At 60.9% G+C, this 12,683-nt stretch carries 18 protein-coding genes; 7 read left to right on the top strand and 11 right to left on the bottom strand.

All coding sequences use genetic code 11. The features are described 5' to 3' along the window. Positions 1-10: 10 nt before the first annotated feature. Positions 11-529, bottom strand: a complete 519-nt coding sequence (yjgA, locus tag EGJ86_RS01835; RefSeq protein WP_055983985.1) for a ribosome biogenesis factor YjgA — start codon at positions 527-529, stop codon at positions 11-13. Between the two features lie 129 nt (positions 530-658). Here yjgA and pmbA point away from each other — a divergent pair, with 129 nt between their 5' ends. Beyond that, on the top strand, positions 659-2,005 hold the full coding sequence (pmbA, locus tag EGJ86_RS01830) for a metalloprotease PmbA (protein ID WP_125833744.1): 1,347 nt from the start codon (positions 659-661) through the stop codon (positions 2,003-2,005). Positions 2,006-2,062: 57 nt separating this feature from the next. On the opposite strand, the gene EGJ86_RS01825 is transcribed toward pmbA, so the two are convergent. From EGJ86_RS01825 to EGJ86_RS01780, 10 genes are all read right to left on the bottom strand, one after another. Further along, complete coding sequence (locus EGJ86_RS01825; protein ID WP_099522491.1) at positions 2,063-2,335, bottom strand: HPr family phosphocarrier protein; 273 nt, start codon at positions 2,333-2,335, stop codon at positions 2,063-2,065. Positions 2,336-2,349: 14 nt separating this feature from the next. After that, the gene (gene rapZ / locus EGJ86_RS01820; RefSeq protein WP_125833743.1) at positions 2,350-3,207 is read right to left on the bottom strand and encodes an RNase adapter RapZ; all 858 of its coding nucleotides are present in this window, start codon (positions 3,205-3,207) and stop codon (positions 2,350-2,352) included. Positions 3,208-3,212: 5 nt separating this feature from the next. Continuing rightward, positions 3,213-3,674: a PTS IIA-like nitrogen regulatory protein PtsN gene (gene ptsN / locus EGJ86_RS01815; RefSeq protein ID WP_125833742.1), complete on the bottom strand. Its 462-nt coding sequence runs from the start codon at positions 3,672-3,674 to the stop codon at positions 3,213-3,215. A 12-nt stretch (positions 3,675-3,686) separates the two neighbouring features. Continuing rightward, positions 3,687-3,995, bottom strand: coding sequence for a ribosome hibernation-promoting factor, HPF/YfiA family (gene hpf / locus EGJ86_RS01810; protein WP_003459233.1), 309 nt, complete (start codon positions 3,993-3,995; stop codon positions 3,687-3,689). Between the two features lie 99 nt (positions 3,996-4,094). Next, complete coding sequence (locus tag EGJ86_RS01805) at positions 4,095-5,588, bottom strand: RNA polymerase factor sigma-54 (RefSeq protein ID WP_125833741.1); 1,494 nt, start codon at positions 5,586-5,588, stop codon at positions 4,095-4,097. A 136-nt stretch (positions 5,589-5,724) separates the two neighbouring features. Then, positions 5,725-6,450, bottom strand: a complete 726-nt coding sequence (gene lptB / locus EGJ86_RS01800) for an LPS export ABC transporter ATP-binding protein (protein WP_013714100.1) — start codon at positions 6,448-6,450, stop codon at positions 5,725-5,727. After that, positions 6,450-6,989, bottom strand: coding sequence for a lipopolysaccharide transport periplasmic protein LptA (gene lptA, locus EGJ86_RS01795; RefSeq protein WP_021488070.1), 540 nt, complete (start codon positions 6,987-6,989; stop codon positions 6,450-6,452). The genes lptB and lptA overlap by 1 nt, the downstream gene beginning before the upstream one ends. Beyond that, positions 6,976-7,542 (bottom strand): LPS export ABC transporter periplasmic protein LptC, encoded by a 567-nt coding sequence (gene lptC / locus EGJ86_RS01790; RefSeq protein ID WP_125833740.1) that lies wholly within the window; start codon positions 7,540-7,542, stop codon positions 6,976-6,978. Before lptC ends, lptA begins: the two co-directional genes overlap by 14 nt. A gap of 8 nt (positions 7,543-7,550) precedes the next feature. After that, on the bottom strand, positions 7,551-8,072 hold the full coding sequence (locus EGJ86_RS01785; protein WP_099522487.1) for an HAD family hydrolase: 522 nt from the start codon (positions 8,070-8,072) through the stop codon (positions 7,551-7,553). Next, a complete protein-coding gene (locus tag EGJ86_RS01780; protein WP_125833739.1) occupies positions 8,072-9,046 on the bottom strand; it encodes a KpsF/GutQ family sugar-phosphate isomerase in 975 nt (324 codons plus the stop codon). The genes EGJ86_RS01785 and EGJ86_RS01780 overlap by 1 nt, the downstream gene beginning before the upstream one ends. 243 nt (positions 9,047-9,289) lie before the next feature. Here EGJ86_RS01780 and EGJ86_RS01775 point away from each other — a divergent pair, with 243 nt between their 5' ends. The 6 genes from EGJ86_RS01775 (at position 9,290) to EGJ86_RS01750 (ending at position 12,675) form a co-directional block, all read left to right on the top strand. After that, a complete protein-coding gene (locus EGJ86_RS01775; RefSeq protein ID WP_106732740.1) occupies positions 9,290-10,099 on the top strand; it encodes an ABC transporter ATP-binding protein in 810 nt (269 codons plus the stop codon). Beyond that, positions 10,099-10,896 (top strand): lipid asymmetry maintenance ABC transporter permease subunit MlaE, encoded by a 798-nt coding sequence (gene mlaE, locus EGJ86_RS01770; protein WP_125833738.1) that lies wholly within the window; start codon positions 10,099-10,101, stop codon positions 10,894-10,896. The genes EGJ86_RS01775 and mlaE overlap by 1 nt, the downstream gene beginning before the upstream one ends. Then, positions 10,896-11,366, top strand: coding sequence for an outer membrane lipid asymmetry maintenance protein MlaD (gene mlaD, locus EGJ86_RS01765; RefSeq protein WP_017678927.1), 471 nt, complete (start codon positions 10,896-10,898; stop codon positions 11,364-11,366). The genes mlaE and mlaD overlap by 1 nt, the downstream gene beginning before the upstream one ends. Before the next feature lie 14 nt (positions 11,367-11,380). Further along, positions 11,381-12,013 (top strand): phospholipid-binding protein MlaC, encoded by a 633-nt coding sequence (locus EGJ86_RS01760; protein WP_125833737.1) that lies wholly within the window; start codon positions 11,381-11,383, stop codon positions 12,011-12,013. Beyond that, positions 12,010-12,318, top strand: a complete 309-nt coding sequence (locus EGJ86_RS01755) for a lipid asymmetry maintenance protein MlaB (RefSeq protein WP_125833736.1) — start codon at positions 12,010-12,012, stop codon at positions 12,316-12,318. Before EGJ86_RS01760 ends, EGJ86_RS01755 begins: the two co-directional genes overlap by 4 nt. A gap of 117 nt (positions 12,319-12,435) precedes the next feature. Next, positions 12,436-12,675 (top strand): BolA family protein, encoded by a 240-nt coding sequence (locus EGJ86_RS01750; protein WP_003459267.1) that lies wholly within the window; start codon positions 12,436-12,438, stop codon positions 12,673-12,675. The last annotated feature ends 8 nt before the right edge of the window (positions 12,676-12,683 follow it).

Below are 12,683 nucleotides of genomic sequence, written 5' to 3'. Positions count from 1 at the left end.
CGATGCAGGCTCAACGCAAGCCGCGGTGGATTTCATCAAGCTCGCGGATGTACTTGAACACCTTGCGCGCGGCGGCTGGCGGCTTGTTGCGCGCGGCTTCGTGCTGCGCGTGACGAACCAGGCCGCGCAGGTGCTGAACATCAGCGTCCGGGTAGAGCTCGACGAAGCTCTCCAGCGCGCTGTCGCCCTCGGCGATCAGGCGGTCGCGCCAGCGTTCGAGAGCGTGGAAACGCTCGTTGTACTCGCGGGTGGAGCTGTCCACCTGGTCGAGCATGGCAACGATCGCGTCGACATCCTGTTCACGCATCAGCTTGCCGATGAACTGGATGTGGCGTTTGCGCGCGGCATTGGCGGTATGTTTCGGCGCTTCGGCAAGCGCGCGGCGTAAGGCATCGGTCAGCGGCATCTTGGCCAGCAGATCCGCCTTGAGCGTGGTCAGTCTCTCGCCAAGGTCCTGCAGGGCATGCAGTTCGCGTTTGACCTGGGATTTGCTCTTCTCCAGGGAGAAGTCGTCGTAGGAATCAGACATGGGGTGGGTCCAGAGGGAAACGCCGCCATGATAGCAGTAACCGTGGCTGCCGGCCCGTGGGCGGGGAGTCGAGAGCAGGCCTTGGGTTTCGCATAAAGAGTGCCTGCGCCAAGAGAATCGGGAGTGGTTATGAGTGAAGTAGAACGTATCGGGCCGCAGGCCTTGCCAGTGCTGCAAGAGCAGGTCGAGGCCATTCTCGCCGAAGCCAGGCGCCAGGGCGCCAGTGCCTGCGAGGTGGCGGTTTCGGCTGGTCAGGGGCTGTCTACCACGGTGCGTCAGGGCGAGGTGGAGACCGTCGAGTTCAATCGCGACCAGGGTTTCGGCATCACCCTGTACGTAGGCCAGCGCAAGGGCTCGGCCAGCACCTCGGCCACCGGTATCGAGGCCATTCGTGAAACTGTGGCAGCGGCTCTGGCGATTGCCAAACATACCAGCGAGGACGAGTGCTCCGGCCTCGCCGATGCTGCGCTGATGGCGCGCGAGCTGCCTGAACTGGATCTCTATCACCCCTGGTCGATCACTCCGGAGCAGGCGGTGGAGCAGGCGCTCACCTGTGAGGCTGCGGCTTTCGCGGCAGACAAACGGATCAAGAATGCTGACGGCACCAGCCTCAATACCCACCAGGGCTGCCGTGTGTATGGCAACAGCCACGGTTTCGTCGGCGGTTACGCCAGCACCCGTCATAGCCTCAGCTGCGTGATGATCGCTGAGGGCGATGGGCAGATGCAGCGCGACTACTGGTACGACGTCAATCGTCAGGGTGAACTGCTGGCCGATGCCAAGGGCATCGGCCAGCGCGCCGCCGCGCGCGCGGTCAGCCGGCTTGGTGCGCGCCCGGTGCCGACCTGCGAAGTGCCGGTGCTGTTCGCCGCCGAATTGGCTGGTGGACTGTTCAGCCACCTGCTGGCGGCAATCTCGGGTGGCAACCTGTATCGCCAGTCCTCGTTCCTCGAAGGCGCCCTCGGTCAACGCCTGTTCCCCGAGTGGCTGACCCTTGACGAGCGCCCGCATCTGCCGCGTGCGCTGGGCAGTGCGACCTTCGATGGCGATGGCCTGGCCACCTACGCCAAGCCCTTTGTGGAAAAGGGCGAGCTGGTCTCCTACGTGCTCGGTACCTATTCCGGGCGCAAGCTGGGTTTGCCGAGCACCGCCAACTCCGGCGGCGTGCACAATCTCTTCGTCACCCATGGCGATGAGGATCAGCAGGCGCTGATTCGCCGCATGGACCGCGGCTTGCTGGTTACCGAGCTGATGGGCCAGGGACTGAATCTGGTCACCGGTGATTATTCCCGCGGTGCGGCAGGCTTCTGGGTGGAGAACGGCGAGATCCAGTTCCCGGTACAGGAAGTCACCATCGCCGGTAATCTGCGCGACATGTTCCGTCAGGTCGTTGCCGTCGGTCGTGACCTCGAGCGTCGCGGCAATATCTCCACCGGCTCGGTGCTGATCGAGAAAATGACCGTCGCCGGCAGTTGAGTCGGCAGAAACGACAAGGCCACCTGCGGGTGGCCTTGTCGTTTTTATCAGGAGGAGTTACTCGCCTTCGTCGAAGTAGTTGTCGATCAGCGCGACCAGAGCGTCCAGGGCTGGTTCGTCCTGCTCGCCCTCGGTGTACAGATGCACCGGGGTGCCCTTGCCGGCTGCCAGCATCATCACCGCCATGATGCTCTTGCCGTCTACCAGACTGTCGGCGCTGCGGCCGATGCGTACCTGGCAGGGGTAGGTGCTCGCCACGCCGACGAACTTCGCTGCGGCGCGGGCATGCAGGCCAAGTTTGTTGATGATGGTGATTTCACGTGCTGGCATCGCGGCAGGATTCCTTAGCTGAGGTCGCGGTGACGCACCTGGACGTTCTTCAGCGAGTCTTTGAGTGCCTGGCTCAGGCGGTTGGCCAGGTACACCGAACGGTGGTGGCCACCGGTGCAGCCAATGGCGATGGTGACATAGGCGCGGTTGCTGGCGGCGAAGCGTGGTAGCCATTTTTCCAGGTAGGCGAGGATGTCTTGATACATCTCTTCGACCTCCGGTTGCGCGGCTAAATAGTCGATCACCGGTTGATCCAGCCCGGAATGGTCGCGCAGCTCCGGTTTCCAGTAAGGATTGGGCAAGCAGCGCGCATCGAACACCAAATCAGCGTCCACTGGCATGCCACGTTTGAAACCGAAGGATTCGACGAGAAAGGCAGTGCCGGTCTGTGTCTGGCCCAGCAGGCGCAGCTTGAGGGTGTCACGCAACTGATAGAGATTTAGCCGGGTGGTATCGATCTTCAGGTCGGCACGATCGGTGATCGGTGCCAGCAGCAGGCTTTCGTACGCAATGGCCTCGGCCAGCGAGCGGTTGTCGTTGGTCAGCGGGTGGCGCCTGCGGGTTTCGGAAAACCGCTTGAGCAGGGTTTCGTCTTCGGCATCGAGATAGAGCACATCGCAGCGGATGTTGCGTTTGCGCACTTCATCGAGCAGCTCCGGGAAGCGCTTGAGCTGGCTCAGCAGGTTGCGCGCATCGATAGAGACGGCCACCTGCGGCAGCAGCATGTCGCTATGCGGCAGGAAGCGCTCGGCAAGATCCGGCAGCAGACCGGCTGGCAGGTTATCGATGCAGTAGAAGCCGTTGTCCTCAAGTACATCGAGGGCGGTGCTCTTGCCCGAGCCCGAGCGACCGCTGACGATGATCAGGCGCATGTTTATTAACCGTTCTGAATGTCCACGACGACCTGAAAGAGATCTTCGCCGCTGTTGGCCCGGCGCAGACGTTCACGTACATCCTGGCGATCGAGCATGCTGGCAATCTGGCGCAGCAGTTCGAGGTGCGCATCGGTTGCCGCCTCCGGCACCAGAAGTACGAACAGCAGATCGACCGGCACGCCGTCGATGGCGTCGAAGTCGACTGCCGTCTCCAGGTGCAGGACTGCACTGATCGGGGCACTGCAGCCAGCCAGGCGGCAGTGGGGAATGGCAATGCCGTTGCCGAAGCCGGTGGAGCCAAGCTTCTCGCGGGCGATGAGGCTTTCGAAGATGTCCTGGGCATCCAGGTCGGGCAGATCGCGTGCAACCAGATTGGCGATCTGTTCGAGCACACGTTTTTTGCTGCCGCCCGGCACGTTCACCAGGGAACGGCCGGGGGTCAGGATATTTTCAAGTCGGATCATGGATAGGGAATGTCAGCGGGCCGTGGCGCCTTGCAGGCGTTCGAGCTGCTTTTCCTTGTGCTTGATGAGTTGACGGTCGAGTTTATCGGCCAACAGGTCGATGGCAGCGTACATGTCCTGATGTTCGGCATTGGCGACGACTTCGCCGCCGGCGATGTGCAGGGTGGCTTCGATCTTCTGCTTGAGTTTTTCGACCTCCATGGTCACCTGTACGTTGGTGATCTTGTCGAAGTGGCGTTCCAGTCGGCCCAGTTTCTCGCCGATGTAGTCACGCAGGGCGTCGGTCACATCCAGCTGATGTCCACTGATGTTGACTTGCATACCGCTTTCTCCTTGTTGCCTTGTGTAAGAGACGGGTCCTATTCGACCCGTCGCCGGAACACTTTGGCCTGAAGACCTTGTGCCTTCAGTCGATCTGGCCTACATCAGTCGCTTGCGCTCACTGGAGGGCGCTATACCGAGGGACTCGCGATACTTGGCGACCGTCCGACGGGCGACTTGGATGCCTTGTGCCTCCAGTAAACCAGCGATCTTGCTGTCACTCAATGGCTTTTTCGCGTTTTCCGCAGCAACCAGTTTTTTGATGATGGCGCGGATCGCGGTGGACGAGCATTCGCCGCCTTCAGAGGTGCTGACGTGGCTGGAGAAGAAATATTTCAGCTCGTAAATACCGCGTGGCGTGTGCATGAATTTCTGCGTGGTCACGCGTGAGATCGTCGACTCATGCATGCCCACCGCCTCGGCGATGTCGTGCAGGACCAGAGGCTTCATCGCCTCGTCGCCGTAATCGAGAAAACCACGTTGGTGCTCGACGATCTGCGTGGCCACTTTCATCAGCGTTTCGTTGCGGCTCTGCAGGCTCTTGATGAACCAGCGTGCCTCCTGCAACTGGTTGCGCATGAAGGTGTTGTCGGCGCTGGAGTCGGCGCGTTTGACGAAGCCGGCATACTGCGGGTTGACCCTCAGTCGTGGCATGGCTTCCTGGTTCAGTTCCACCAGCCAGCGGTCGTTGTGCTTGCGCACGATCACGTCCGGTACGACGTATTCCGGCTCGCTGGACTCGATTTGCGAGCCCGGTCGCGGATTCAGGCGCTGGATCAGGTCGATGACCTGACGCAGCTCGTCTTCCTTGAGTTTGGTGCGGCGCATCAGCTGTGCGTAATCGCGGCTGCCGAGCAGTTCCAGGTAATCGCCGACCACGCGCTGGGTTTCGCTCAGCCAGGGGGTGTTAGCGGGCAACTGACGCAGTTGCAGGAGCAGGCATTCGCGCAGGTCACGGGCGCCGATACCTGCTGGTTCGAACTGCTGGATGCGGTGCAGCACCACTTCCACTTCATCCAGTTCGACATCCAGTTCGGGGTCGAAGGATTCGGTCACTTCCTCGAGGTTTTCTTCGAGGTAGCCGTCGTTGTTGATGCAGTCGATCAGGGTGGCCGCGATCAGGCGATCCTTGTCCGACATGGGCGCCAGGTTCAGTTGCCAGAGCAGGTGGCTGTGCAGACTTTCGCCGCTGGAGGTGCGAGTGGTGAAGTCCCACTCGTCATCATCGTTGCTGGGCAGGCTGCTGGCGCTGGTCTGGTAGATGTCTTCCCAGGCGGTGTCGACTGGCAGCTCGTTGGGAATGCGCTCGCCCCAGTCACCTTCTTCCAGGTTATCCACCGTCGGGGTGGTTTCCTGGTAGCTCTCTTCCTTGTTCGGGGTCGGAGTGGCGCTTTCGGCGCCATCAGCCATTGGATCGCTGTTGTCGAAGTCGTCGCCTTCTTCCTGGCGCTCGAGCATGGGATTGGACTCCAGCGCCTCCTGGATTTCCTGTTGCAGGTCCAGGGTAGACAGTTGGAGGAGGCGGATAGCCTGTTGCAGCTGCGGGGTCATCGTCAGCTGCTGGCCCATCTTGAGGACTAGCGATGGTTTCATTGCAGACCTTAATTTACTGGCGAGTTACGCCTTCCACATCAGGGCGCCGAAGCGCCGCCAGGAAGCAAATTATATGCCTGAATTTCTCGTTTTTGCCTAGGGGTTGCAATATTTCTGTAGCGAAATAGCCGGCGACCTACAGGCGGAACTCGTGGCCCAGGTATACCTCTTTCACCGTCTGGTTGGCGAGGATGGTCTCGGCGTCACCTTCGGCGATCAGTTGCCCATCGTTGACGATGTAGGCGGTTTCGCAGATATCCAGGGTTTCGCGCACGTTGTGATCGGTGATCAGAATGCCGATGCCCTTGGTCTTGAGGTGATGGATGATCTGCTTGATGTCGCCAACCGAAATCGGGTCGACACCGGCAAAGGGTTCGTCGAGCAGAATGAACTTGGGGTTGGTCGCCAAGGCTCTGGCAATCTCTACGCGGCGTCGCTCACCGCCGGACAGGCTCATGCCGAGGCTGTCGGCGATATGGTGGATATGGAATTCCTGCAGCAGGTTTTCCAGCTCCGCCTGGCGTCCGGCGCGGTCCAGGTCCTTGCGCGTTTCGAGAATGGCCATGATGTTGTCGGCCACCGACAGTTTGCGGAAGATCGACGCTTCCTGCGGCAGGTAGCCGATGCCCGCGCGAGCACGGCCATGCATGGGCTGATGACTGACGTCGAGGTCGTCGATCAGCACGCGGCCTTGGTCGGCGCGCACCAGGCCGACAATCATGTAGAAGCAGGTGGTCTTGCCGGCACCATTGGGGCCGAGCAGGCCAACGATCTGACCGCTTTCGATGCTCAGGCTGACGTCACGCACGACCTGGCGGCTCTTGTAACTTTTCGCCAGGTGTTGGGCTTTGAGAATGGCCATTACTGCTGCTGATCCGCGGGTTTGTTCTTCGGTTGGATGACCATGTCGATACGCGGGCGCGGTGTGCTGACGTTGCCGCCTGTAGCGCGGCCGGCGTTTACGATCTGGCGGCGGGTGTCGTAGACGATCTTCTCGCCTTCGAAGGTATTGCCTTCCTGAATCACCTTGGCCTGGTCGATCAGTACGATGCGCTCATTGCTGGCGAAGTACTGGATGGTCTTGCCGTAGGCCTTGACGATGTCCTTGTCCACAGCCGGCTTCTGCTCGTAGTAGGCCAGGTTGCCGACCGATGTGAAGACGTCGATGTCGCCACTGGCGGTCTGGGTGATGGTGACGGTGTCGCCCGTGATCTTCAGGGTGCCCTGAGTGATGATCACATCGCCGCGGTAGACGGCTACACCTTGTCGGTCATCCAGTTCTGCGCTGTCGGCCTGGATGCGAATCGGTTGATCGCGATCCGATGGCAGTGCCCAGGCAGCCGCGCTTCCCAATGCGGCGCCGAGGCTGAGAATCAGGGGGAGGGTATTAACGAACCTCATGCTGGCCTCTTACGTTGGACTGCAGGAGCATCCTGCCGTCATTCAAGTACGCTTTCATTCCTTGTGCCGTGGTTACCCCGTTGGCCGCGACGATTCTAACGGCTTGCTCGGTCTGCGCATATTCCTTGTCAGGAATAACGGTCATGCGGCTGCTGGTGATGATGGTTGGACGGTTCTTGGCGTCGGTGCGGGCGATGCGCACGTCGTCGATCAGTTCTACCTCGACGCCGCCGGGCGAGACTTCGGCACGCTGACTGGTGACTTCCCAGGGCAACTCGGTGCCGCGATATAGCTTCAGCTTGGGGGTATCGACCAGGGTGATATCGGTGCTTTTGATGTGTTCGAGCTTGTCCGCGGTCATGCGGTAGTGCAGTTTGCCGTCATCCTGGAACTGCACGGTACGCGCGCCTACCGCATAGAAGTCGACGACGCTGTCATCGCTGGCCTGCTGGGTCAGGCGCGCGCTGTCCGGGGCAAGGTTCCAGTAACCGAGTGCGGCCACGACGACTGCAATCAGAGCAAAGATCAGGGTATTGAGGATTTTACGCGGCATGCTGTTCTCTACAGGTAGGCGGCATGGGCCGCATCCAGTGTGCCTTGGGCACGCATGATCAGTTCGCAGAATTCCCGCGCCGCACCATCACCGCCGCGCGCCTGGGTTACGCCGTGGGCATGCTGGCGGACGAAGCTGTCGGCGCTGGCCACGGCCATGCCCAATCCGACACGGCGAATCACCGGAAGGTCCGGCAGGTCGTCACCAAGATAGGCGACCTGTTCATAGCTTAGGCCGAGTTCGGCGAGCAGGCCGTCGAGTACCACGAGTTTGTCTTCACGACCCTGGAACAGGTGCTGGATGCCCAGGTTGTTGGCGCGGCGCTCCACCACTGGTGTCTTGCGGCCGCTGATGATGGCCGTGCGCACGCCCGAGTTGATCAGCATCTTGATACCGTGGCCGTCGAGCGTGTTGAAGGTCTTGAACTCGCTGCCGTCTTCGAGAAAGTACAGGCGGCCGTCAGTCAATACGCCATCGACGTCGAAGATCGCCAGTTTCACGGCGCGTGCGCGCTGCAGCAGTTCGTTCATTACATCACTCCCGCGCGCAGCAGATCGCCGAGGTTGAACGCGCCGATCGGGCGATCATTGCCGTCGACTACCACCAGGGCGCTGATCTTGTTGTCTTCCATGATCTTCAGGGCTTCGGCGGCGAGCATCTCGGCGCGAATGGTCTTGCCATGCGGCGTCATCACGTCGTCGATCCGGGCATCGCGTACATCGATGCCCTTGTCCAGTGCGCGGCGCAGGTCGCCATCGGTGAAGATCCCGGCCAGATGGCCATCAGCCTCCAGGACGGTGGTCATGCCCAAGCCTTTCTGGGTCATTTCCAGCAGGGCGTCACGCAGGCTGGTGCCGCGGGTGACTTGAGGCAGGCTCTCGCCGCTGTGCATCACGTTCTCTACCTTGAGCAGCAGGCGCCGGCCAAGGGCGCCGCCCGGATGGGAGAAGGCGAAGTCTTCGGCGGTGAAGCCGCGCGCTTCGAGCAGGGCGATAGCCAGGGCGTCGCCCAGTACCAGGCTGGCAGTGGTCGAGGAAGTGGGTGCCAGGTTCAGCGGGCAGGCCTCCTGCGAGACGCGTGCATCCAGATTGACCTCGGCGGCCTTGGCTAGCGGCGACTCAGGGTTACCGGTCATGCTGATCAGGCGGATACCGAGGCGCTTGATCAGTGGCAGCAGGGTAACGATCTCGGCGGTCGAGCCAGAGTTCGACAGTGCCAGAACGATGTCGTCCTTGGTGATCATGCCCATGTCGCCATGGCTGGCTTCTGCCGGGTGGACAAAGAACGACGTGGTACCGGTGCTGGCCAGAGTTGCAGCGATCTTGTTGCCGATATGCCCGGACTTGCCCATGCCAACCACGACCACGCGGCCCTTGCAGCTGAGAATCAGCTCGCAGGCCTTGATGAAGTCGGCATTGATACGGGGCAATAGCTCCTGCACCGCTTCAATTTCGAGGCGGATGGTGCGCTGCGCGGAATCAATCAGGTCGCGGGTCTGGTTCATTGAGTAAGGCTGTCGGGCGAAAAAAGACGGGGATTATAAACGGAAAAGCTTCCCGCGCTCACCCTCGGTGCAACGAGCCAACGTCGAAACTGTCGCAAGTCTGAACGCCGCTTTGGGGCGCTATTGGGCGGCATGTTCGGCAAATGCTATAGTTCGCGGCCATTTTGGCCCTCTCTGGATGGTGCGTGTCTTCGCTTCTGGAGGCGGCGTCTGCCAGGAAGGCCTTATTTTCAAGGAGTTCAGATGAGCGCCGAGCACGAGTACGCGATCGAGTTGCAGGGCGTCAGCTTTCAGCGTGGCGCGCGATCGATTTTCGACAAGGTCGATATCCGCATTCCGCGCGGCAAGGTCACCGGCATCATGGGCCCCTCCGGCTGCGGCAAGACCACGCTGCTGCGCCTGATCGCTGCCGAGCTGCGTCCTTCTGCAGGCGATGTTCGCGTCGACGGAGTCAGTCTGCCGAAGCTCTCGCGCGACGAACTGTTCGATATGCGCAAGCAGATGGGCGTCCTGTTCCAGAGCGGCGCGCTGTTCACCGATCTCGATGTGTTCGAGAACGTGGCGTTCCCTCTGCGCGTACACACCAAGCTTCCTGAAGAAATGATCCGCGACATCGTCCTGATGAAACTGCAGGCCGTCGGCTTGCGCGGGGCGCTGGATCTGATGCCGGACGAGCTGTCTGGCGGCATGAAGCGCCGTGTCGCGCTGGCCCGAGCCATTGCGCTCGATCCGCAGATTCTGCTGTATGACGAGCCGTTTGTCGGTCAGGACCCCATCGCCATGGGTGTTCTGGTGCGCCTGATCCGCCTGCTCAACGATGCACTGGGGATCACCAGCGTGGTGGTGTCTCACGACCTTGCAGAAACGGCCAGCATCGCCGACTACATCTATGTCGTCGGTGATGCTCAGGTGTTGGGGCAGGGCACTCCGGCCGAGTTGATGGAGTCGGATAATCCGCGTATTCGCCAGTTCATGAAGGGCATTCCGGATGGGCCGGTGCCGTTTCATTTTCCAGCGCCGGACTACCGCGAAGATCTGTTGGGGAGAGGTTGATGCGCAGAAATTCACCGCTCGAACGGCTGCGGCTGTTCGGTCGTGCGGGTATCGATGTGGTCGCGACACTGGGGCGTTCGGTGCTGTTTCTGGTCAGCGCTCTGTTCGGTCGCAGCCGTGCCGGCAAGCCTTTGCAGCTGTTGATCAAGCAACTGTTCGCGGTTGGCGTGATGTCGCTGGCGATCATCGTCGTGTCCGGCATCTTCATCGGCATGGTGTTGGCCCTGCAGGGCTACAACATTCTGGTCAGCTATGGCTCCGAGCAGGCTGTTGGGCAGATGGTCGCCCTGACTCTGCTGCGTGAACTTGGCCCGGTGGTGACCGCGTTGCTGTTCGCCGGCCGCGCCGGCTCGGCGCTGACTGCCGAAATCGGCAACATGAAGTCCACCGAGCAGCTCTCCAGCCTGGAGATGATTGGCGTCGACCCGCTCAAGTACATCGTCGCGCCGCGGCTGTGGGCCGGCTTCATCTCGATGCCGCTGTTGGCGATGATCTTCTGCGTGGTCGGCATCTGGGGCGCGGCCATGGTCGCCGTGGATTGGCTGGGCGTTTACGAGGGCTCGTTCTGGTCGAACATGCAGAACAGTGTTTCCTTTTATGACGACGTGCTCAACGGCGTGATCAAGAGCGTCGTCTTCGCCTTCGTGGTGACCTGGATCGCCGTATTCCAGGGCTACGACTGTGAACCCACTTCCGAAGGCATCAGCCGTGCAACCACGCGCACCGTCGTGTACGCCTCGCTGGCCGTGCTTGGCCTGGATTTCATTCTGACCGCTTTGATGTTTGGAGATTTCTGATGCAAAACCGCACGCTGGAGATTGGTGTCGGCCTGTTCCTCATGGCTGGTGTGCTGGCCCTGCTGTTGCTGGCCCTGCGCGTCAGCGGCCTGAGCGTCGGCAGTGCTGGCGATACCTACAAGGTCTACGCCTATTTCGACAACATCGCCGGACTGACCGTGCGCGCCAAGGTCACCATGGCCGGCGTGAGCATCGGCAAGGTCACTGCAATCGATCTGGATCGTGACAGCTACATGGGCCGGGTGACCCTGGAGCTCGATGGGGGCGTCAATAACCTGCCTGAGGATTCCACTGCGTCGATCCTGACTGCGGGGCTGCTCGGTGAGAAATACATCGGCATCAGCGTTGGTGGTGACGAGGAGGTGCTCAAGGACGGTAGCACCATCCACGACACGCAGTCCTCGCTGGTGCTGGAAGACCTGATTGGCAAATTCCTGCTCAATTCGGTCAATAAAGATGAAGCCAATTGATGAGGGCTCCTGACATGTTTAAAACCGTGCGTAATTCCCTGCTGGTGTTGCTGGCTACCATGCCGCTGCTGGCCACCGCTGCGCCAAGCGCCCATGAAGTGGTGCAGCAAACCACCGAAACCCTGCTGGCTGACCTCAAGGCCAACAAGGAGCAGTACCGCAGCAACCCCAATGCTTTCTACGACTCGCTCAACGAGATTCTCGGCCCGGTGGTGGATGTCGATGGCATCGCCCGTGGCGTGATGACCGTGCGCTACTCGCGCCAGGCCTCGCCTGAGCAGATGAGTCGCTTTCAGGAGAACTTCAAGCGCAGCCTGATGCAGTTCTATGGCAATGCCTTGCTCGAGTACAACAATCAGGACATTCGCGTGCTGCCGGCCAGTGGCAGGGCCGAAGGCGAGCGCACGTCGGTCGGTATGGAGATTCGTGACGGCAAGGGCGCGGTTTATCCGCTGTCCTACACCATGGTGTCGATGGATGGCGGCTGGAAGTTGCGTAACGTGGTGATCAACGGCATCAATGTCGGCAAGCTGTTCCGCGATCAGTTCGCTCAGTCCATGCAGAACAATCGCAACGATCTGGATAAGGTCATCGACACCTGGGCTGATACCGTTGCCAGGGCGCGTCAGGCTCGAGGCGAATCGTGAGTCAGGCGAACATCAGCGAGCGCGCTCCTGGGCAATTTCAGCTCAGTGGCGTGCTCGATTACAGCACCGGGCCACTGCTGCGTGAGCAGGGCGCACGCCTGATCGCCGCCAGCAGCGCGACGCGTTTGGCACTGGACTGCAGCGCGGTGGAAAAGTCCAGCAGCGTCGGTCTGGCGCTGTTGCTGGCGTTCATGCGTGATGCACGCAAGGCAGGGCGTGAGCTGACAATCAGTGCGCTGCCCGACGACATGCGTGAGATCGCTCAGGTCAGCGGCCTGCTGGAGTTGCTACCGCTGCAAGCGTGAAGCGCCTCCCGTCGTTCCGTCAGCACCGGTGTTGGCGGGGTTCGCAGGCGGGAGGCTTTTTTGTATGATGGCCGACCCGCGGGCTCAGGTGCCCGAATGCGTCAGTCGAGGTCGAGCATGCAGGCTGCAGAAGTAAAAAGCCTCCTAGAGGAAAAACTCCCGAATACCCAGGTGGAAGTCGAAGGCGAAGGCTGCAACTTCCAGCTCAACCTGATCAGCGACGAACTGGCCGCCCTCAGCCCGGTCAAGCGTCAGCAGCAGATCTATGCCCACCTCAATGCCTGGATCGCTGATGGCAGCATCCACGCCGTGACCATGAAATTCTTCAGCCAGGCCGATTGGGCCGCGCGTTCCTGAGCCTGCGG

This window comes from Pseudomonas sp. o96-267, from assembly GCF_003935465.1.
Lineage (GTDB): Bacteria > Pseudomonadota > Gammaproteobacteria > Pseudomonadales > Pseudomonadaceae > Aquipseudomonas > Aquipseudomonas sediminis.
This window is presented reverse-complemented; position numbering and strand designations above follow the sequence as displayed.

Bases quoted from the DNA above. Each gene is read 5' to 3' on its own strand.
- yjgA (WP_055983985.1), bottom strand. From the start codon at position 529: ATGTCTGATTCCTACGACGACTTCTCCCTGGAGAAGAGCAAATCCCAG.
- pmbA (WP_125833744.1), top strand. From the start codon at position 659: ATGAGTGAAGTAGAACGTATCGGGCCGCAGGCCTTGCCAGTGCTGCAA.
- EGJ86_RS01825 (WP_099522491.1), bottom strand. From the start codon at position 2,335: ATGCCAGCACGTGAAATCACCATCATCAACAAACTTGGCCTGCATGCC.
- rapZ (WP_125833743.1), bottom strand. From the start codon at position 3,207: ATGCGCCTGATCATCGTCAGCGGTCGCTCGGGCTCGGGCAAGAGCACC.
- ptsN (WP_125833742.1), bottom strand. From the start codon at position 3,674: ATGATCCGACTTGAAAATATCCTGACCCCCGGCCGTTCCCTGGTGAAC.
- hpf (WP_003459233.1), bottom strand. From the start codon at position 3,995: ATGCAAGTCAACATCAGTGGACATCAGCTGGATGTGACCGACGCCCTG.
- EGJ86_RS01805 (WP_125833741.1), bottom strand. From the start codon at position 5,588: ATGAAACCATCGCTAGTCCTCAAGATGGGCCAGCAGCTGACGATGACC.
- lptB (WP_013714100.1), bottom strand. From the start codon at position 6,450: ATGGCCATTCTCAAAGCCCAACACCTGGCGAAAAGTTACAAGAGCCGC.
- lptA (WP_021488070.1), bottom strand. From the start codon at position 6,989: ATGAGGTTCGTTAATACCCTCCCCCTGATTCTCAGCCTCGGCGCCGCA.
- lptC (WP_125833740.1), bottom strand. From the start codon at position 7,542: ATGCCGCGTAAAATCCTCAATACCCTGATCTTTGCTCTGATTGCAGTC.
- EGJ86_RS01785 (WP_099522487.1), bottom strand. From the start codon at position 8,072: ATGAACGAACTGCTGCAGCGCGCACGCGCCGTGAAACTGGCGATCTTC.
- EGJ86_RS01780 (WP_125833739.1), bottom strand. From the start codon at position 9,046: ATGAACCAGACCCGCGACCTGATTGATTCCGCGCAGCGCACCATCCGC.
- EGJ86_RS01775 (WP_106732740.1), top strand. From the start codon at position 9,290: ATGAGCGCCGAGCACGAGTACGCGATCGAGTTGCAGGGCGTCAGCTTT.
- mlaE (WP_125833738.1), top strand. From the start codon at position 10,099: ATGCGCAGAAATTCACCGCTCGAACGGCTGCGGCTGTTCGGTCGTGCG.
- mlaD (WP_017678927.1), top strand. From the start codon at position 10,896: ATGCAAAACCGCACGCTGGAGATTGGTGTCGGCCTGTTCCTCATGGCT.
- EGJ86_RS01760 (WP_125833737.1), top strand. From the start codon at position 11,381: ATGTTTAAAACCGTGCGTAATTCCCTGCTGGTGTTGCTGGCTACCATG.
- EGJ86_RS01750 (WP_003459267.1), top strand. From the start codon at position 12,436: ATGCAGGCTGCAGAAGTAAAAAGCCTCCTAGAGGAAAAACTCCCGAAT.